The organism is Pseudomonas sp. GV085 (assembly GCF_003050925.1).
Taxonomy (GTDB): domain Bacteria; phylum Pseudomonadota; class Gammaproteobacteria; order Pseudomonadales; family Pseudomonadaceae; genus Aquipseudomonas.
In genome coordinates this window covers 752,729-772,522 of sequence record NZ_QAOV01000001.1, presented here as the reverse complement: position 1 = coordinate 772,522, position 19,794 = coordinate 752,729, and the positions used below count along the sequence as shown (strand labels likewise).

At 57.3% G+C, this 19,794-nt stretch carries 16 protein-coding genes and 1 pseudogene; 2 read left to right on the top strand and 15 right to left on the bottom strand.

Annotation, left to right across the window (positions count from 1 at the left end):
• Window positions 1-24 precede the first annotated feature (24 nt).
• The 15 genes and pseudogenes from C8K63_RS03635 to mtnA form a co-directional block, all read right to left on the bottom strand.
• Window positions 25-882 carry an SDR family oxidoreductase gene (locus C8K63_RS03635; protein WP_108215423.1) on the bottom strand — a complete coding sequence of 286 codons (858 nt, stop codon included), beginning with the start codon at window positions 880-882 and terminating at the stop codon, window positions 25-27.
• The gene (locus C8K63_RS03630; RefSeq protein WP_108215422.1) at window positions 879-2,123 is read right to left on the bottom strand and encodes a glycosyltransferase family 4 protein; all 1,245 of its coding nucleotides are present in this window, start codon (window positions 2,121-2,123) and stop codon (window positions 879-881) included. Before C8K63_RS03630 ends, C8K63_RS03635 begins: the two co-directional genes overlap by 4 nt.
• Window positions 2,124-2,126: 3 nt before the next feature.
• Window positions 2,127-3,263, bottom strand: coding sequence for a glycosyltransferase (locus C8K63_RS03625; protein WP_108215421.1), 1,137 nt, complete (start codon window positions 3,261-3,263; stop codon window positions 2,127-2,129).
• A gap of 45 nt (window positions 3,264-3,308) precedes the next feature.
• A pseudogene (locus C8K63_RS31185) lies at window positions 3,309-3,590 on the bottom strand (asparagine synthase-related protein).
• A 26-nt stretch (window positions 3,591-3,616) separates the two neighbouring features.
• Window positions 3,617-3,757: an asparagine synthase-related protein gene (locus tag C8K63_RS03610; RefSeq protein ID WP_146176366.1), complete on the bottom strand. Its 141-nt coding sequence runs from the start codon at window positions 3,755-3,757 to the stop codon at window positions 3,617-3,619.
• Between the two features lie 455 nt (window positions 3,758-4,212).
• Window positions 4,213-4,515 carry an integration host factor subunit beta gene (ihfB, locus tag C8K63_RS03600; protein ID WP_108215417.1) on the bottom strand — a complete coding sequence of 101 codons (303 nt, stop codon included), beginning with the start codon at window positions 4,513-4,515 and terminating at the stop codon, window positions 4,213-4,215.
• Window positions 4,516-4,666: 151 nt separating this feature from the next.
• Window positions 4,667-4,948, bottom strand: coding sequence for a hypothetical protein (locus C8K63_RS30595; protein ID WP_108215416.1), 282 nt, complete (start codon window positions 4,946-4,948; stop codon window positions 4,667-4,669).
• A gap of 210 nt (window positions 4,949-5,158) precedes the next feature.
• On the bottom strand, window positions 5,159-6,850 hold the full coding sequence (gene rpsA, locus C8K63_RS03590; RefSeq protein WP_007973639.1) for a 30S ribosomal protein S1: 1,692 nt from the start codon (window positions 6,848-6,850) through the stop codon (window positions 5,159-5,161).
• Window positions 6,851-6,970: 120 nt separating this feature from the next.
• Window positions 6,971-7,660 carry a (d)CMP kinase gene (gene cmk / locus C8K63_RS03585; protein WP_008049002.1) on the bottom strand — a complete coding sequence of 230 codons (690 nt, stop codon included), beginning with the start codon at window positions 7,658-7,660 and terminating at the stop codon, window positions 6,971-6,973.
• Entirely contained in the window at window positions 7,657-9,864 is a 2,208-nt protein-coding gene (locus C8K63_RS03580) for a bifunctional prephenate dehydrogenase/3-phosphoshikimate 1-carboxyvinyltransferase (protein ID WP_256594890.1), read from the bottom strand. The genes cmk and C8K63_RS03580 overlap by 4 nt, the downstream gene beginning before the upstream one ends.
• A 28-nt stretch (window positions 9,865-9,892) precedes the next feature.
• Window positions 9,893-11,005: a histidinol-phosphate transaminase gene (gene hisC / locus C8K63_RS03575; RefSeq protein ID WP_108215414.1), complete on the bottom strand. Its 1,113-nt coding sequence runs from the start codon at window positions 11,003-11,005 to the stop codon at window positions 9,893-9,895.
• Window positions 11,006-11,018: 13 nt separating this feature from the next.
• Complete coding sequence (gene pheA / locus C8K63_RS03570; RefSeq protein ID WP_108215413.1) at window positions 11,019-12,113, bottom strand: prephenate dehydratase; 1,095 nt, start codon at window positions 12,111-12,113, stop codon at window positions 11,019-11,021.
• A complete protein-coding gene (gene serC / locus C8K63_RS03565) occupies window positions 12,113-13,198 on the bottom strand; it encodes a 3-phosphoserine/phosphohydroxythreonine transaminase (RefSeq protein WP_108215412.1) in 1,086 nt (361 codons plus the stop codon). The genes pheA and serC overlap by 1 nt, the downstream gene beginning before the upstream one ends.
• 230 nt (window positions 13,199-13,428) lie before the next feature.
• Window positions 13,429-16,083 carry a DNA gyrase subunit A gene (gene gyrA / locus C8K63_RS03560; RefSeq protein WP_108215411.1) on the bottom strand — a complete coding sequence of 885 codons (2,655 nt, stop codon included), beginning with the start codon at window positions 16,081-16,083 and terminating at the stop codon, window positions 13,429-13,431.
• A 434-nt stretch (window positions 16,084-16,517) separates the two neighbouring features.
• The gene (gene mtnA, locus C8K63_RS03555; RefSeq protein ID WP_108215410.1) at window positions 16,518-17,594 is read right to left on the bottom strand and encodes an S-methyl-5-thioribose-1-phosphate isomerase; all 1,077 of its coding nucleotides are present in this window, start codon (window positions 17,592-17,594) and stop codon (window positions 16,518-16,520) included.
• Between the two features lie 108 nt (window positions 17,595-17,702).
• On the opposite strand from mtnA, the gene C8K63_RS03550 reads away from it, so the two are divergent.
• On the top strand, window positions 17,703-19,037 hold the full coding sequence (locus C8K63_RS03550; RefSeq protein ID WP_108215409.1) for a TRZ/ATZ family hydrolase: 1,335 nt from the start codon (window positions 17,703-17,705) through the stop codon (window positions 19,035-19,037).
• Between the two features lie 57 nt (window positions 19,038-19,094).
• Window positions 19,095-19,793: a bifunctional 2-polyprenyl-6-hydroxyphenol methylase/3-demethylubiquinol 3-O-methyltransferase UbiG gene (gene ubiG / locus C8K63_RS03545; RefSeq protein WP_007985381.1), complete on the top strand. Its 699-nt coding sequence runs from the start codon at window positions 19,095-19,097 to the stop codon at window positions 19,791-19,793.
• Window position 19,794 lies beyond the last annotated feature (1 nt).

Genomic DNA, 19,794 nt, shown 5'->3' with positions numbered 1-19,794 from the left:
CCAAAACTTGATTGTATTTAATGATCAACGCGATGCGCGCATTGATTTGACCAATTCCAACCATGAAGGTGGAGCATAACCGGTCGCGGATTGGAATTTTGATGAGTCCAGCGAACGATTGATAGAAAGATCACTGTCAGCGACGATATCGATTTCCTTCTCATAAACTTCTGCCACCAATTTCAGCAGAGACAATTTATCAATGGGTGCCACCGATACATGATAAAGGCCCTTAAGCTCCGGGTTCGGGATCACATAATCTCGAATGACACGCGCCAGCTCCACGGTAGGAAGCCCCGAAAAAATGGCCTTTTCGTAGCCCTTGACGACCCCGTTCTGGGATAGAAGCCAATCCACCAGCGAGTATTGGCTTCCGAGTTCGTGACCGATGATTGAAGTCCGGAGGGTGACTGCATTCGGCTGGGCATGAAGCTCGCCAATGTACTTGGACTTGCCGTAGAGATCCTCCGCATCGGAGATATCCTCTTCAGTGTAAAGCCCTTTACGCCCGGAAAACACGCAGTCGGTACTGATGTGAATCAAGCGAGCGCCAGACAGTTCGCACAACCTGGCAATGCGATGCGGCAACATGGCATTGATGGGAAGCGCTGAAAGGGGATCCTTGGCATCGGCCAGTTGCTTGATCAAGCCGACGCAGTTGATGACGACATCAGGCTTGACCTTTGCCAGCACCGAAACCAGCGAGTCCTGGTCCAGCACGTCAACATTGCTGATTAACGAACCGCGAGTTTCGTCTGAAAAGTATTTTGCGCCACCCGGGTTACGTAAAGTGCCCCACACCTCAAAACGTGGGTTTCCATGGAATTGCCTGAACACCGTGCTACCCAGCATCCCGGTGACCCCTAACACTAGAACTTTCATTTTGAGCTACCTTTCAATTCATTGATCCTGGTACAGAGGATTTCGACGAGACGCTGGCTTTGACGCTCCATTTCGAAATGCTCGAGGTAGTACGCCCTGCCCGACTGCCCCAATGATTCCCGTTCATCCGAACTCATGTGGAAAAGTTGCTCAATGCACCTGGCCATGCCTTCGGCATCTTGCGCCGGGCTCGTCAGGCCTGCATTGGCCTCTTGAATGATCCGAGCCCCTTCACCATCCAGCGCGGCGACAATCGGCCTTCCCGCTGCCAGGTAAGCCTGGACTTTACTGGGAATGGTATAGGAGAACGCCTCATCTTGCTTCAACGTCACCAACAATCCAGTGGCACGACTGAAAAAATGTGGCATTTCACTTACCGGAAACCGACCGGCGAGGACAAGGTTGTCCAATGATCGGGATTTTTTCTGGCTTTCGATCCAGCTCAGCATGCTACCGCTGCCGACCAGCACAATTCGGAGTTTGGATAGATGGCGAAGCCTGTCTGCTACCTCAACCAAGGTTTCGACCGATTGTGCGGTCCCCAGATTGCCAGCAAAAACGAGACAGAAATGGTTTTCGAGCTCCGCAAGCAGCGATGCAGGAATCAGAGTCTCTTCCGAGCCTGACGGAGTATCCTGATAGCAATTTGGGTAATATACGACCTTACCAGGATCAGCATAGCGAGCAACCGGCTCCCGGAATGCCCTCGACTGGACGAGTAAAGTGTCAACGCAGGCGTAAATGCCTCTGACTCCCCACCCTACCACGCGCAAGAGCGATTTATTCCGGATAAATCCCGTCGCACTCAAGCTCTCTGGCCAGAGATCCTGGACCCATACTGCCAGATGACTCTTGAGTTTCCATTTCAAATAGATGGCAGGAATGACTGACGTAATCGGGGAAGGTGCAAACACAAAGATTGCGTCATAACTCTCACCCTTTACAGCGTTCGGGTAAAATCTCAGTCCATTTACGATATAGGACAAATAGTTCAGTATCAGGTTTTTTGCGCCCGAAGAGCCGCGAGGTCTAAGCGGTGCACGGCATACTCTAACTGTCGTTTCGTAACTTTCTTCCTGATATCCGCAAGCTTGGTAGCCGTCGAACACAACACCATCCGGATAATTCGGCTTGCCGGTAAGAACTTTTACGACGTGCCCCTGGGCAGATAAGCGCTTGACCAGGTCGTTGATAATAAAAGATTCCGGCCAGAAATACTGCGATACCACGAGAACTCTCATTTATCAAACACCCACTTTGTGTAACTTAGCCAACACCAGCAGTTCGGAGCACTTTTTTCTTGAGGTATCTTCCCATTCAAACTTATCACTTTGCGCGACCGTCGCAACGGCCAGCTTTTTCAAAAGTTTGGGATTAGTTAAAACCTCTGTCAGTACCTGACCTATGTCTTGGGAATCAAACGGCGAAAAACAAACTGCTGCGTCCGATCCAAATTCCGGCATAGGCATAACATTAGAACAAATCATCGGCCGACCTGAAGCGAGCACATCAAGAAGGATGTTTGGGCAGTTGTCGCACGACGAGGCAAAGAGATTCAGATGAGCGTGGTGATACAGCAGGAGAAGCCCCTGACAAGGAGTAGCGCCCAGTAGCAGGGCCCGATCTTCCAGGCCTAGCGTTGCAATCAGAGCCTTTACACGCTCCGCTTCCGGCAGATTTGTTTCCCCGACAAGAATCAGCGAAAACCTTTCGCAAAGTTCCCTGGATAGCTCCCCACAAGCACTGACCACTTTAAAATGGTGTTTGTAATCGTCAGATCTCAACACATATGAAATGCACTTTTTCCCGGGCAAGAAGTCCGGACAAACAGCACTTTTACCGAGCGCCCAAAACACAGAGCCAATTCCATGATGGATAGTAACGAGTTCTTTAGCTTTGGTCAGCGACTCGATGATACTTCGTGCATAGTTTGAAATAAATATCGCCAGATCAGCTTCAGATATGCTCTTGAGCATAATGCGGTTCAACAACCAGTTTCTGAGTTGTTGCAACCCCAGCGATAAACTTTTTTGTACGCGCAAATCAAGTGGATTCATGCTCCAAAACATCTTCGCTACCTTGCAAGCTGCCGGTGCGCGAGTGCCCACTACTCCCCCGGGACAAAATGGTACGTCAGCCTTTTCAGCCTTCAAGATACCGGGCAGCACCCACTTTTCCCACAAGGCTCTGACAATCGAATTTTTTGTCGGCCAGGCAGGTTCGTCTCGACGGATCCTTGGGTGATCCCGCAGCTTGAGTGATGAAGGGGCGAACACGCGAATCTCAAGATCCTTGCCGAAGGGTAGGAACTGAAAAAGGTTAATCAGATATGTCTGACCTCCACCTAGATGGGCAGAGAGCGCACTGAAAACTATCTTCATGGAAAACCTTTTGCTCAATCTGAATTAGCGACTATTTTTATCAGGCTAGGATTGGAACATAAGAATATTCCACAAATGAAGACTACGATCGTACGTTCCGTTTTGATGCTGGAACCACGCTGGGCGAGTTTTCTGACAATCGAAATACCCCTCTCTCCTGATTCGCTCCTCAGCTAGCAAGCCCTCTACCCACCTCTCTCAATAGTCCACGCACCGTTGCGCCAGTAGAATAGAGAAGCCCGCCTTGGGTCTATCGAAGAACGAGGTAGGTACATATCTCTTAAGCAGTTCGCGAAGCAGCCATTTCCCGCCGCCATTTTTGATCAACTGCTCTGAAGACAAAAAAACGCCGGTTACGCGACTCGATGATCGAGCAAGGGTGCCCGGGTTTCGAGGCTCGCGCTCATGGCACCACGGTCGACCCTTACCAGCAGATCATCCGGCAAGTACTGAGAAACATCCCATCGGTGCATTTCTTCGATGTAATCGTCCATCGACCCCCAAGAGACGTCGCCCTGATCTTGACCGTCAATACCCAGCACCACATTGCCTGTAGGTTGCCATTGCGACTACATTTGCGCCAGAAAACCTCGACAACTAAAGCCAAAACAACAATGAATTCCCGTCTCAACGAACGCGCGCAGGATACCGCATCATTGCACCGGCTGAACACCAGAAAAAATTTCAATAAAATCAATGCTCAACTTACCATCCCCTAGTCCCGACCCTCAAGGTACAAGCAGACACAACACTGCCTCCCCACACAATCATTCCGACCAGGAATGAAACAACGCCAAAAATCGACAACTGAAGCTGCGGTGAAGAAAAACCTGAAAAGGAGACAGCAACAAACTGCTGATTTTCCAGCACGAAGAGCAGGCATGGAATTGATACAAACAACACAATCCCTGTGATCACGAATCGCTTGAAACGACTGCTGTCTCGCCAACTAATCATCACGGCAACCTTCCTCATCCTCATTCACCCGATCTCTAAGCTCTTTCCCTGGCTTGAAATGCGGAGTGAATTTTCCGTCAAGACTGACAGACTGCCCGGTTTTCGGATTACGGCCTACCCGTGGTGCGCGATAGTGCAGAGAGAAGCTGCCAACCCCCCGGATTTCGATACGATCCCCGGTAGCCAGACATTGGGACATTTGCTCAAGCATGGTCTTGATGGCCAGCTCCACATCCTTGGATGAGAGTAGCCCTTGATGGGTGACAATTCGCTCGATCAACTCCGACTTCGTCATATTTTTCCCTTCTTTTTCAAGCAGCTAGATCAGCGCTTTAGAGGTTCTAGTACGCCGGCATGATTTTGAACAGCCCGAGTTTTGCCATACATTCCCCAACCCCAAAATGCTTGATTCCTGAAAGACGCAAGACCTCTGAACGGTTACCAGCTCATCGGCAAATCACCAACATAGTGCGCGTCAGGAAACCTGCGGGGTTGAATCCAAAGAGGAAGCTTTCCTCCTCTTCCTTGACATCATCAGATCTCGCGACGACTTTGTAGCCTGCCCCTCTGCACTCCTTGGCCGCGCGTTTGTAACACCTCTCCCATCTCGAACCGAGCCCCGAACAATCGACCTCTATGCCGCTGACCCCGCGCACCACGTGAGTTTTGGCACTGGTGGTACAACCCGCTAGCGCCAGCACTGCTACTGCGACAATTAGCTTGTTCATTCACGTCCTTTTGCCAGAACGCCCACCGGGCGATCATTAGTCTCAGGCTAAAGACTAGCTGCAAATAAGTGCTTGATCCGACTAAACAATCAGACATTTTTTCAGCACCTTTGGTTCACGACTCGAGTAGCTACAGCCGAGCGAAATTCACCAAACTCCAGGCACAAAAAAGGGCGACCGAAGTCGCCCTTTTTTACAGAAAGTCAGAACTTAGTTCTGTTTTTCCATTTGTGCACGCAGCAGGTCACCCAGAGTGGTGGCCACAGGAGCATCAGTAGCTACTGGCTTGTCGCGCAGGCTCTGAATTGCTTCTTTCTCGTCTTCAACGTCTTTCGACTTGATCGAGAGCTGAATTACACGGCTCTTACGGTCAACGCTGATGATCTTGGCTTCTACTTCTTCGCCTTCTTTCAGAACGTTGCGCGCGTCTTCAACGCGGTCACGGCTGATTTCGGAGGCTTTCAGAGTCGCTTCGATATCGTCGGCCAGAGTGATGATGGCGCCTTTAGCGTCAACTTCCTTCACGATGCCTTTAACGATGGCGCCTTTGTCGTTCTCTTGAACGTACTCGGAGAACGGATCGCTTTCCAGTTGCTTGATACCCAGGGAGATGCGCTCGCGCTCTGGGTCAACCGACAGGATAACGGTGTCCAGCTCGTCGCCCTTCTTGAAGCGGCGAACGGCTTCTTCGCCCACTTCGTTCCAGGAGATGTCGGACAGGTGAACCAGACCGTCGATGCCACCGTCCAGACCAATGAAGATACCGAAATCGGTGATCGACTTGATGGTGCCGGAGATTTTATCGCCCTTGTTGAACTGGCCAGAGAAATCTTCCCATGGGTTGGATTTGCACTGCTTGATGCCCAGGGAGATACGACGACGCTCTTCGTCGATGTCCAGAACCATGACTTCCACTTCGTCGCCGACTTGTACGACTTTCGAAGGGTGGATGTTCTTGTTGGTCCAGTCCATTTCAGAAACGTGCACCAGACCTTCAACGCCTTCTTCCAGCTCAGCGAAGCAGCCGTAGTCGGTCAGGTTGGTTACACGCGCGGTAACGCGAGTGCTTTCCGGGTAACGGGCTTTGATAGCAACCCATGGGTCTTCGCCCAGTTGCTTCAGGCCCAGGGAAACACGATTGCGCTCGCGATCGTACTTCAGAACCTTGACATCGATCTCGTCGCCAACGTTGACGATTTCGGAAGGATGCTTGATACGCTTCCAGGCCATGTCGGTAATGTGCAGCAAGCCATCGACGCCACCCAGATCGACGAATGCGCCGTAATCGGTGAGGTTCTTGACGATACCTTTGACTTGTTGGCCTTCCTGCAGGGATTCCAGCAGAGCTTCGCGCTCGGCGGAGTTCTCGGCTTCCAGGACGCTGCGACGGGAAACGACAACGTTGTTGCGCTTCTGGTCCAGCTTGATGACCTTGAATTCCAGCTCTTTGCCTTCCAGGTGCGTGGTGTCGCGCACTGGACGGACGTCAACCAGAGAACCTGGCAGGAACGCACGGATGCCGTTAACGTCGACAGTGAAGCCGCCCTTAACCTTACCGTTGATAACGCCCTTGACCACTTCTTCGGCTGCGAAGGCTGCTTCCAGAACAATCCAGCATTCAGCGCGCTTGGCTTTTTCACGGGACAGCTTGGTTTCACCAAAGCCGTCTTCAACCGAGTCCAGAGCAACGTGAACTTCGTCACCGACGTTGATGTTCAGTTCGCCAGCGTCGTTGTAGAACTGCTCAAGCGGGATGAGTGCTTCAGACTTCAGGCCAGCGTGAACGGTTACCCAGCGAGCCTGGTAATCGATATCAACGATAACACCGGTGATGATGGAGCCTGCCTGAAGGTTCAGGGTTTTTAGGCTTTCTTCAAAGAGTTCCGCAAAGCTTTCGCTCATTTTAATTCCTGTTGATGAGGGCGAAGAATACGCCCATCTCCACACCCCAGACGGTGTGGGTTAGTTTCATTTAAAAGAAGCCACCGCAGGACTATGACTGGTCCCCTGCGGCCTTCTTGGTCACCCGGCGATATCGCGAATGGCGATCTCGCTCATGATGCGTTCCAGCACCTGGTCGATGGATAATTCCGTGGAATCCAGCTGTATGGCGTCAGCCGCCGGTTTGAGCGGGGCTACCGCTCGCTGGGTGTCACGCTCATCGCGTGCACGTATCTCATCTAGCAGACTCGACAGACTAACACCCTCGACTTTGCCCTTCAACTGCAAATATCGACGGCGTGCCCGCTCCTCGGCACTGGCGGTCAGAAAAATCTTCAGCGGCGCATCAGGAAAAACCACGGTACCCATGTCGCGACCATCCGCCACAAGACCCGGCGCTTCCTGAAAAGCTCGCTGGCGCTGCAGCAGCGCCTCGCGTACAGCAGGCAGCGCAGCGACCTGGGACGCGCCGGAACCGACGCTTTCGGTGCGAATGACATCGCTGACTTCATCACCTTCCAGAATGATGCGCTGCAACTGACCGTCCGTCGCCGCGATGAACTGCACATCCAGATGAGCGGCGAGTTTCTTCAGCAGCTCTTCATTGGTCAGGTCGACACCATGGTTATGCGCGGCGAAGGCCAGCAATCGGTACAACGCACCGGAGTCCAACAGGTTCCAGCCCAGGCGTTTGGCCAGAATCCCGGCTACCGTGCCCTTGCCCGAACCGCTTGGCCCATCGATGGTGATGACCGGTGCAATGCTGATCACGACTGTGCCTCTTGTGCCACGCGAATACCGACCTGCGCGCACAGCGCCAGGAAATTCGGGAACGACGTCGCGACATTGGCGCAATCATGAATGCGGATCGGGGCACTGGCGCGTAGCGAAGCAACGCTGAACGCCATGGCGATACGGTGATCGCCATGGCCGTGCACTTCACCGCCGCCGATCTGGCCGCCGTCGATGATGATGCCATCCGGGGTCGGTTCGCACTTGACGCCCAGTGCCAGTAGACCATCCGCCATGACCTGGATCCGATCCGACTCCTTGACCCGCAGCTCTTCGGCGCCACGCAACACGGTGCGCCCTTCGGCACAGGCAGCGGCGACGAAAAGCACCGGGAATTCGTCAATGGCCAATGGAACCAGCGCCTCGGGAATCTCGATACCTTTGAGTTTAGCTGCACGCACGCGCAAGTCAGCCACCGGTTCGCCGCCCACTTCACGCTGGTTTTCCAGGGTGATATCGGCGCCCATCAGGCGCAGGATGTCGATCACACCGGTACGGGTCGGGTTGATGCCGACGTGCTCGAGCACCAGCTCCGAACCTTCGGCGATCGAGGCTGCCACCAGGAAAAATGCCGAGGACGAGATATCACCCGGGACTTCAATGTGGGTCGCGGCCAGTTTGCTGCCAGACTCGACCGATGCGGTAGCACCCTTGACCGTTACCGGATAGCCGAAACCGCGCAGCATGCGCTCGGTATGGTCCCGGGTCGGAGCAGGCTCGGTAACCGTGGTCTTGCCTTCGGCATACAGGCCGGCCAACAGCAGGCAGGACTTAACCTGGGCACTGGCCATCGGCATGGTGTAGGTCAGGCCCTTGAGCTTGTTGCCACCACGAATGGTCATCGGTGGACGACCTTCGGCGGCGGTTTCGATCACGGCGCCCATTTCACGCAGCGGATTGGCCACGCGATTCATCGGGCGCTTGGACAGCGAAGCGTCGCCGGTCAGGGTGCTGTCGAAGCTCTGCGCAGCCAGCAGGCCGGACAGCAGACGCATCGAAGTACCGGAGTTGCCCAGATAGATCGGGCCCGGTGCCGGCTTCAGGCCATGCAGGCCGACACCGTGAATGGTCACGCGACCGTGGTGCGGGCCTTCGATGACGACGCCCATGTCACGGAATGCCTGCAAGGTCGCCAGGGCATCTTCACCCTCGAGGAAACCTTCGACTTCGGTGACGCCTTCAGCCAGGGAACCGAGCATGATCGAACGGTGGGAAATCGATTTGTCACCTGGTACGCGAATCCGACCGGACAAGCGGCCACCAGGTTGAGCCAGGAAAATCAGATCGTTGGAATTCATAGCGTCCACATAGGCCCTGCGGGCCAGGATTTTACTGAAATGCTCGCGGGCAACCCGGGCGCGAGTGAATACGCCCAACAATTGGTGCCCATCCCCTGCATCGACCGCGTCGCGCAAGGCGTCGAGATCGCTGCGAAATGTATCGAGTGTGCGCAGGACAGCTTCGCGGTTGGCGAGGAAGATGTCGTGCCACATGACCGGGTCGCTTCCGGCGATTCTCGTGAAATCGCGGAAACCGCCCGCAGCGTAACGGAAGATCTCAAGATTTTCATTGCGCTTGGCCAACGAATCGACCAAGCCGAACGCCAGCAAATGCGGCAGATGACTGGTCGCCGCCAAGACTTCGTCGTGACGTTCGACCTGCATGTGCTCGACGTCGGCGCCCAATTCGCGCCACAAACGGTCGACTACCGCCAGGGCTGCCGGATCGGTCTGATCCAGCGGCGTGAGGATCACTTTGTGGCGACGAAACAGCTCGGCGTTGGAGGCTTCCACTCCGCTCTGCTCGGAACCGGCAATCGGATGGCCCGGCACGAACCGCACCGGCATGCCGCCGAACGCCTCGGTTGCCGCACGCACCACATTGCCTTTGGCGCTGCCGACATCGGTCAGGATCGCTTGCCCCAGATCCATGCTCGCCAAACGCGCGAGCACTTTTTCCATGGCCAGAATCGGCACTGCCAGCTGAATCACATCAGCACCCTGACAAGCAATGCCCAGGTCTTCCTCACAGCGATCCACCACACCCAATTCGACCGCGAGTTTGCGCGATTGCGGATCGAGATCAACCCCAACCACTTCGCGGCATATGCCGCTCTCACGCAAACCCTTGGCAAACGAACCGCCGATCAACCCAAGACCGACCACCACCAGGCGACCGATCATAGGTTCAGCAGATTGCAGCGCAGTGACATCAACCACGAGCCAGAACCTTGGTCAGCGCCTCAAGGAAGCGGCTGTTCTCTGCCGGCAGACCAATGGTGACGCGCAGGTGATTCGGCATGCCGTAGTTCGCTACCGGACGCACGATCACGCCTTCACGAAGCAAGCCCTGGAACACTGGCGCTGCAACCTGAGCCAGGTCCACGCAAATGAAGTTGCCCCTGGACGCAATCCAGCTGAGCCCCAGCTCACGGAAACCGGCTTCCAGTTGCTGCATGCCGGACTCGTTCAACTGACGGCTTTGCGCCAGATACTCTTCATCCTTCAACGCCGCACAGGCCGCGGCCAGTGCCAGGCTGTTGACGTTGAACGGCTGGCGTACACGGTTCAGCACGTCCGCGACCACTGCCGTGGACAAGCCATAACCCACGCGCAGTGCTGCCAGGCCATAGGCCTTGGAGAAGGTGCGGGAAACCAGCAGGTTCGGATAAGCCGCCAGGAAGTCCAGGCCATCCGGCAAGTCGCTGCCTTCGGCGTACTCGATGTAGGCCTCGTCCAGCACCACCAGCACATGCTCCGGAACATCCTGCAGAAATTCGTCCAGCGCCTCGGCGTCGAACCAGGTCCCGGTCGGGTTGTTCGGGTTGGCGATGAAGACCACACGGGTATTGGCATCGATCGCCGCCAGCATGGCGGGCAGGTCATGCCCCCAATCCTTGGCCGGAACCACCTTGGCCTGCGCGCCGACCGCCTGAGTGGCAATCGGGTAGACAGCGAACGCATGCTCGCTGAATACGGCATTCAGGCCCGGTGCCAGATAGGCGCGCGCCACCAGCTCAAGAATGTCGTTGGAGCCATTACCCAGCGTCACTTGATTGAGCTCGACACGGCACTGCTCGGCCAGCAGGGTCTTGAGCGCAAAACCGTTGCCGTCCGGATAGCGGGTCAGCTCGACCAGCGCATCGCGGATGGCCGCCAGCGCCTTGGGGCCGGCGCCCAGCGGGTTTTCGTTGCTTGCCAGTTTGATGATGCTGGCTGGATCGAGATCGAGCTCGCGAGCCAGTTCGTCCACGGGCTTGCCCGGAACATAAGGCGAAAGTTGTTGCACGCCCGGCTGCGCCAGATCGAGGAAATTGCCACTCATTTGCTACCGCCCCTTAGAGAACTGCTTTCGGGTAGGAACCCAGCACTTTGAGTGCCACTGCTTCCTGACTGATCTTTTCCAGCACACTTTTGACCAGCGGGTCGCGGTGGTGGCCGACGAAGTCGATGAAGAACACGTAGGTCCACTTGCCGCTGCGCGACGGACGAGTCTCGATTCGCGTCAGGTCGATACCATTGTCGTGGAACGGCACCAGCAACTCATGAAGCGCACCCGGCTTGTTGCTCATGGAAACGATGATCGAGGTCTTGTCGTCGCCAGTCGGTGGCACTTCCTGGTTGCCAATCATCAGGAAGCGCGTGGAGTTGTCCGGGCGATCCTCGATCTTATCGGCCAAACGGGTCAGCCCGTACAGATCGGCCGCCATGTCACCGGCAATCGCCGCCGAGTTCCACTCGCCCTTGACCCGCTTGGCCGCTTCGGCGTTGCTGGACACCGCCACGCGCTCGACATTCGGGTAGTGGGCGTCCAGCCACTTGCGGCACTGGGCCAGGGACTGGGCGTGGGAGTAGATGCGGCTGATGCTGTCGGTCTTGGTGTTTTCACCGACCAACAGGTGATGGTGGATACGCAGCTCGACCTCGCCGCAGATCACCATGTCATGTTCCAGGAAGCTGTCGAGGGTGTGGTTGACCGCGCCTTCGGTGGAGTTCTCCACCGGGACCACGCCAAAATTCACCGCACCGGCCGCCACTTCACGGAACACTTCGTCGATCGCCGCCATCGGCTTGCTGATCACAGCGTGACCAAAGTGCTTAATGGCAGCAGCCTGGGTAAAGGTGCCTTCAGGGCCGAGATAAGCCACTTTCAGCGGCTGCTCGAGTGCCAGGCACGAAGACATGATTTCACGGAACAACCGTGCCATTTCTTCGTTGCCTAGCGGCCCCTGGTTACGCTCCATGACACGCTTGAGCACCTGAGCTTCGCGCTCAGGACGATAGAACACCGGCACTTCGCCTTCGGCCAGCGAGGCCATCTTTACTCGCGCGACTTCCTGGGCGCAGCGCGCACGCTCACTGATCAGCTCCAGGACTTTTTCGTCCAGGGCATCAATGCGCAGGCGCAGTGCCTTGAGTTCTTGCTCAGACATTAGCCGTGTTCCTTCTCGAACTCTGCCATATACGAAATCAGCGCATTGACGGCGTTGATGTCGACGGCGTTATAGATGGAGGCGCGCATGCCACCCACGGAACGGTGCCCCTTGAGGTTCAACAGGCCACGCTCATCGGCACCCGCCAGGAACGGCTTGTCCAGACGATCATCCGCCAGGCGGAACGGCACGTTCATCCACGAGCGGTCCGAATTGTTGATCGGGTTGCTGTACAGGTCGCTGGCATCGATGAAGCTGTACAGCGTGCGCTGCTTGACTTCGTTGAGCTTGCCGATGGCCTCGACGCCGCCCTGCTCTTTCAGCCACTCGAACACCAGGCCGGACAGGTACCAGGCCAGGGTCGGCGGGGTGTTGTACATCGAACCGTTATCGGCCGCGACCTTGTAGTCGAGCATAGTCGGGCACAGGGAACGGGCGTGGCCCAGCAGGTCTTCGCGAACGATGTTGACGACGATACCGCTCGGACCGATGTTTTTCTGGGCGCCGGCGTAGATCATGCCGAAACGTGAAACATCCACCGGACGCGACAGGATGTCCGAAGACATGTCGGCGACCAGCGGTACATCGCCGGTTTCCGGAATCCATTGGAATTCCAGGCCGCCGATGGTTTCGTTCGGCGCGTAGTGGACATAGGCTGCGTCTTTCGACAGCGTCCACTCGTTCTGGCCGGGAATGGCGAAATAATCGTAAGGCTTGGCGGTGCCGGCAACATTGACGTGGCCGTAGCGCGAAGCTTCTTCGATGGCTTTCTGCGACCAGATACCGGTGTCGATATAGTCGGCCGAGCCGTTTTCCGGCAACAGGTTCAGAGGAATCTGAGCAAATTGCTGGCTGGCGCCGCCCTGCAGAAACAGCACTTTATAGTTCGAGGGGATATTCAGCAGATCACGTAGATCCTGCTCGGCCTTGGTGGCAATGGACACGAACTCATCACTGCGATGGCTCATTTCCATGACCGACAGGCCCTTGCCGTGCCAGTCGAGGAGTTCACCCTGGGCGCGCTGCAGGACAGCTTCGGGAAGCGCCGCAGGACCGGCACAGAAGTTATAGGCTCTCTTGCTCACATCCAATCTCGCTCTGATTTGGTGGTATCACGCAATAAATCGCAACATCAATCGACACCCTGTAGGAGCGAGCTTGCTCGCGAAAAACCTGAGAACGCCGCGGGATGCCAGGCCTCCCGCGTAATCGTTAACGTCCATCGCGAGCGAGCTCGCTCCTACAGAAGGGACAAAATTATTCAAAGGGACAAACAACAAGGGGGCGAATTTTCATCCGCCCCCTGCTTACCCGCTTATTCCTGTGGTTCTTCGTCAGCGGCGGCGTCGAGTTGCTGGTCTTCGGCAACGTCGTCGATCACGACTTCACCGACAAATCCTTCACCCTCTTCACCTTCCAGCTCTTCGCCCTCGACTTCCGACGGCTCCTGAACCCGCTCCAGACCGACCAGCGTTTCATCGTTGGCCAGTTTGATCAGGGTCACGCCCTGGGTGTTACGACCCAGGCTGGAGACTTCGTCGACACGGGTACGAACCAAAGTACCTTGGTCGGAAATCAGCATGATTTCTTCGCCATCAAGCACCTGGACCGCGCCGACCAGACGGCCGTTACGCTCGTTGCTGACCATGGCGATAACGCCCTGACCACCACGCTTGTACTCAGGGAACTCGGTGATCGCGGTGCGCTTGCCGAAACCACGCGCCGAAGCGGTGAGGATCTGGCTGCCTTCTTCCGGGATCAGCATGGAAATCAGCTTCTGGCCTTCCGGCAGACGCATACCGCGGACACCGCGAGCGGTACGACCCATGGCGCGAACGTCGGTTTCCTTGAAGCGAGTCACCTTGCCACCGTCGGAGAACAGCATGACTTCACGCTCGCCATCGGTGATGGCGGCGGAGATCAATACGTCGCCTTCATCCAGTTCCAACGCGATCAGGCCGACGCTGCGTTGACGGCTGAAGGACTCCAGCGGGGTCTTCTTCACGGTGCCTTTGGCAGTCGCCATGAAGATGAAATGGCCTTCGGTGTATTCCTCGACGGGCAGCATGGTGGTGATGTATTCATCACTGTCCAGCGGCAGCAGATTGACCAGCGGACGACCACGGGCAGCGCGGGACGCTTCAGGGATTTCGTAGGTTTTCAGCCAGTACACCTTGCCCTTGCTGGAGAACAGCAGCAGCGTGGTGTGGCTGTTGGCAACCAGCAGGTGAGCGATGTAGTCCTCATCCTTGACGCCGGTTGCCGACTTGCCTTTACCACCACGACGCTGGGCCTGGTACGCAGCCAGCGGTTGGGTCTTGGCGTAGCCACCGTGGGAAATGGTCACGACGCGCTCTTCTTCCGGGATCATGTCACCCAGGGTCAGGTCGAGACGGGCGTCGAGGATTTCGGTACGACGCACGTCGCCGTATTCGGCGCGAATCACTTCCAGCTCTTCGCGGATCACTTCCATCAGGCGCGTGGCGCTGTTGAGGATGCGGATCAGCTCGCCGATCTGGTTGAGGATCTCTTGATACTCGGCCAGCAGTTTTTCGTGTTCCAGACCGGTCAGACGGTGCAGACGCAGTTCCAGAATGGCTTGCGCCTGTTCTGGCGACAGGAAGTACTTGCCGTCACGCAGGCCGTATTGCGGATCGAGGTTTTCAGGACGGCACGAATCGGCACCGGCACGCTCGACCATCGCCACCACGGCCGAGGACTCCCAAGGCGTGCTGATCAGCGCTTCCTTGGCTTCCGACGGGGTTGGCGACGCCTTGATCAGGGCGATGACCGGGTCGATGTTCGACAGGGCAACCGCTTGACCTTCAAGGATGTGACCACGCTCGCGCGCCTTGCGCAGTTCGAACACGGTACGACGGGTCACCACTTCGCGGCGGTGACGGACGAAGGCTTCCAGCAGGTCCTTGAGGTTCAGGATCCGCGGACGGCCGTCGATCAGCGCGACGATGTTGATACCGAACACCGCTTGCAGCTGGGTCTGGGCGTAGAGGTTGTTGAGGATGACCTCAGGCACTTCGCCGCGACGCAGTTCGATCACGACGCGCATACCGTCCTTGTCGGACTCGTCGCGCAGTTCGGTGATGCCTTCAAGCTTCTTCTCTTTTACCAGCTCGGCGATCTTCTCGATCAGACGCGCCTTGTTCAACTGGTAAGGGAGCTCGGTGATGACGATCTGCTGACGGCCACCGACCTTGTCGATGTCTTCGATCATCGAGCGGGCGCGCATGTAAATGCGGCCGCGACCGGTGCGGTAGGCTTCGATGATACCGGCGCGACCGTTGATGATCGCAGCGGTCGGGAAGTCCGGACCAGGGATGTATTGCATCAGTTCATCGACGGTCAGCTCGGGGTTGTCGATGAGCGCCAGGCAACCGTCGATGACTTCACCGAGGTTGTGCGGCGGAATGTTGGTCGCCATGCCTACGGCAATACCGCTGGAGCCGTTGACCAACAGGTTGGGAATACGGGTCGGCATGACCGCCGGGATCATTTCGGTGCCGTCGTAGTTCGGCACCCAGTCCACGGTTTCTTTGTGCAGGTCAGCCAGCAGCTCGTGCGCCAGCTTGGTCATGCGCACTTCGGTGTATCGCATGGCCGCGGCGTTGTCGCCGTCCACCGAACCGAAGTTGCCCTGGCCGTCTACCAGCAGGTAGCGCAGGGAGAATGGCTGCGCCATCCGAACGATGGTGTCGTACACCGCGGTATCACCGTGCGGGTGATACTTACCGATCACGTCACCGACAACACGGGCAGATTTCTTGTACGGCTTGTTGAAGTCGTTGCCCAGCTCGCTCATTGCGAACAGCACGCGCCGGTGCACGGGCTTCAAGCCATCGCGCGCATCCGGCAGTGCCCGCCCGACAATTACGCTCATCGCGTAGTCGAGGTAGGACTGCTTCAGCTCGTCTTCGATATTGACCGGGAGGATTTCTTTGGCCAGTTCGCCCATGAGAAGCCTGATTCCTTTTTCTGGTGAAACTTCGTCACATCCATATGGGACGAACGAAGCTCGCCGATGCAGACTGAGTGCCATGCACCGACTTACGACAAATCAACGAGTTATGCCATGGATCTGCGCAGTACGGGCCGCCACTTCGGGCAACCCTGGAAACCGCGGGATGTTATCACAAGAGCCGCCACGCACCTATCCCCCAGATGCGCATGGAGAGTAGTTAGTTGACCGGTGACAGGCTTGAAGGGGACGAGAGGGGCTTAGAGGTGTGATCAACCGGCATTCAACGGTATTTTTCACTTGCAAACACCGACCTGTAGGAGCTGCCGAAGGCTGCGATCATTTCGGGACCGTTACCGACTTATGCCGGGAAGATCAAAAGATCGCAGCCTTCGGCAGCTCCTACAGGGATTTCGTGCACCCCGAATGATTTAATGCAGACGCTTGCGGCACATCAACTGCGCCATTTTCGCGGTATCCGGGCGCTCGACGATGCCTTTTTCGGTGACGATCGCATCGATCAGGTCCGCCGGCGTCACGTCGAACACCGGGTTAAAGGCATGGACGTCGGCCCCGACGCGCTTGCCGCCAACCTCCAGCAACTCGCGACCATCACGCTCTTCAATCGGGATGTCATCGCCGCTGGCCAGGTTCATGTCGATGGTTGAACTCGGCGCCACCACCATGAAGCGCACGCCGTGGTGCATGGCGTTGACGGCCAGTTGATAGGTGCCGATCTTGTTGGCCACGTCACCATTGGCGGTGATCCGGTCAGCGCCGACGATGACCCAGGTAGGGCCTTTGGTCTTCATGATATGCGCAGCGGCGGAATCGACATTGAGGGTCACGGGAATGCCTTCATTGGCCAGTTCCCACGCGGTCAGCCGCGAGCCCTGCAACCATGGGCGGGTTTCGTCGACATAGACCTGCTCGACCATGCCCTCGATGAATGCGCCACGAATCACCCCCAGCGCGGTGCCAAAGCCGCCCGTGGCCAGCGCGCCGGTGTTGCAGTGGGTCAGGATCGCCTGGGCGTTGCCCTGATGCTTGCGGATCAGGTCCACACCCAGTTGCGCCATGGTCAGGTTGGCTTCGCGATCACTTTCATGAATGGCGATGGCCTCGGCCTCCAGCGCCGCCAGCGGATCGGCATTGTCTTTCAGGCGATCGAGCCGGTCGTGCATGCGACCCAGCGCCCAGAACAGGTTGACGGCGGTAGGACGGGAATCGGCCAACAGCATGAAATCTTCTTCCAGCGCAGCGTACCAGTCGCCACCTTCGGCAATCCGGGCACGAGCCGCCAGTACGATGCCATAAGCCGCACTGATACCAATCGCCGGCGCACCGCGCACCACCATCGAGCGAATGGCCTCGGCCACGCCAGCAGCACTGGTGTAGGCAATCCAGGTTTCCTCGAACGGCAAAATACGCTGATCCAGCAGATGGAGAGCGCCATCACGCCAATCGATGGCCTTTACCTTTTCCGCAGCCAACAGTCGATCGCGCATCCCTCACCCCGCACTCATGAACAAAAGCCGCCGATTATAGCGATCCCCCCGCGAAGACGCTCGGGTATACTTCGCCATCCTATACAAAAGCACTGGAACCCACCTTCGATGCCGAACACTGCCGCTGCGCTCGACCTGTTATTGCTGCCGACCTGGCTGGTACCCGTCGAACCCGCTGGTGTTGTCCTCAAGGAACATGGCGTGGGCATCCGTGATGGACGCATCGTGTTTATCGGCCCACGTTCTGCCGCACTGAAGCTTAACGCAACCGAAATCCGTGAATTGCCCGACATGTTGCTCAGCCCCGGTCTGATCAATGCCCACGGGCACGCGGCGATGACACTGTTCCGTGGCCTGGCCGATGACCTGCCATTGATGACCTGGCTGGAAAACCATATCTGGCCCGCCGAGGCCAAATGGGTCGATGAAGATTTCGTGCGCGACGGCACCGACCTTGCCATCGCCGAGCAAATCAAAGGCGGCATCACCTGTTTCTCTGACATGTACTTCTTCCCGAAGATTGCCAGCGAGCGCGTGCACAACAGTGGCATTCGCGCACAAATCGCGATTCCGATCCTCGATTTCCCGATTCCTGGCGCCGGTACGGCGGACGAAGCCATCCGTCAGGGCGTTGAGCTGTTTGGCGATTTCAAGCACCACGAACGCATCAAAATCACCTTCGGCCCCCATGCCCCCTACACCGTAGGCGACGAAAACCTGGAAAAAATCCGGATGATCGCCGAGGAACTGGACGCTTCGATCCACATGCACGTGCATGAAACCGCCTTCGAAGTACAACAATCAGTCGAACAGCGCGGTGAACGACCACTGGCCCGACTGGCGCGCCTGGGTTTGCTGGGGCCGCGCTTCCAGGCGGTTCACATGACCCAGATCAGCGAGGAAGACCTGGCACTGCTGGTAGAAAGCAACAGCAGTGTGATTCATTGCCCGGAGTCGAACCTGAAGCTGGCCAGCGGGTTCTGCCCGGTCGAGCGTTTGTGGCAGGCTGGGGTCAATGTCGCGGTCGGCACCGATGGCGCAGCCAGCAACAATGACCTGGACCTGCTCGGCGAAACCCGCACCGCGGCCTTGCTGGCCAAGGCTGTCGCTGGCTCGGCTACCGCGCTGGACGCCCATCGTGCCTTGCGCATGGCCACCCTCAACGGAGCCCGGGCACTGGGTATCGAGGCCGAAACCGGCTCACTGGAAATCGGCAAAGCCGCGGACATGGTCGCGTTCGACCTCTCCGGCCTGGCCCAGCAACCGGTCTACGATCCGGTTTCGCAGCTTATATACGCCACCGGGCGGGACTGCGTGAAACACCTTTGGGTTGCCGGCAAGCAGCTACTCGACGACCGTCGCCTGACACGCCTGGATGAACAACAGCTTGGCACTGTCGCGAGGGCCTGGGGCCAGCGCATCAGCGGCCGTACCGAATCGTAAGCCCCCTGGAGCACAACCCGGGGCAACAGGATTTTTCAAGTTTTAGAGGACTAGACCATGAGCAACGTCGACTACGCCGAAATCGCCAAATTCGAGGCCCTGGCCCATCGCTGGTGGGACCGCGAAAGCGAATTCAAACCGCTGCACGATATCAACCCGCTGCGAGTCAACTGGATCGACGAACGCGTCAACCTGGCCGGCAAGAAGGTCCTCGACGTCGGTTGCGGCGGCGGCATCCTCAGCGAAGCCATGGCTCAGCGCGGCGCGACCGTGATGGGTATCGACATGGGTGAAGCGCCGTTGGCGGTCGCGCAGTTGCATCAGCTGGAGTCGGGCGTCAACGTCGAATACCGGCAGATCACCGCCGAAGCCCTGGCCGAGGAAATGCCCGAGCAGTTCGACGTGGTCACCTGCCTGGAAATGCTCGAGCACGTGCCGGACCCTTCGTCGGTCATCCGCGCCTGCTTCCGCATGGTCAAGCCCGGCGGCCAGGTGTTCTTCTCCACCATCAACCGCAACCCGAAAGCGTATCTGTTCGCCATCGTCGGCGCCGAATACATCATGAAGTTGCTGCCGCGCGGCACCCACGACTTCAAGAAATTCATCCGCCCGTCCGAACTCGGCGCCTGGAGCCGCATGGCCGGCCTGACCGTCAAGGACATCATCGGCCTGACCTACAACCCGCTGACCAAGCACTACAAACTGGCGGCCGACGTGGACGTCAACTACATGATCCAGACCCTGCGCGAGGAGTAAG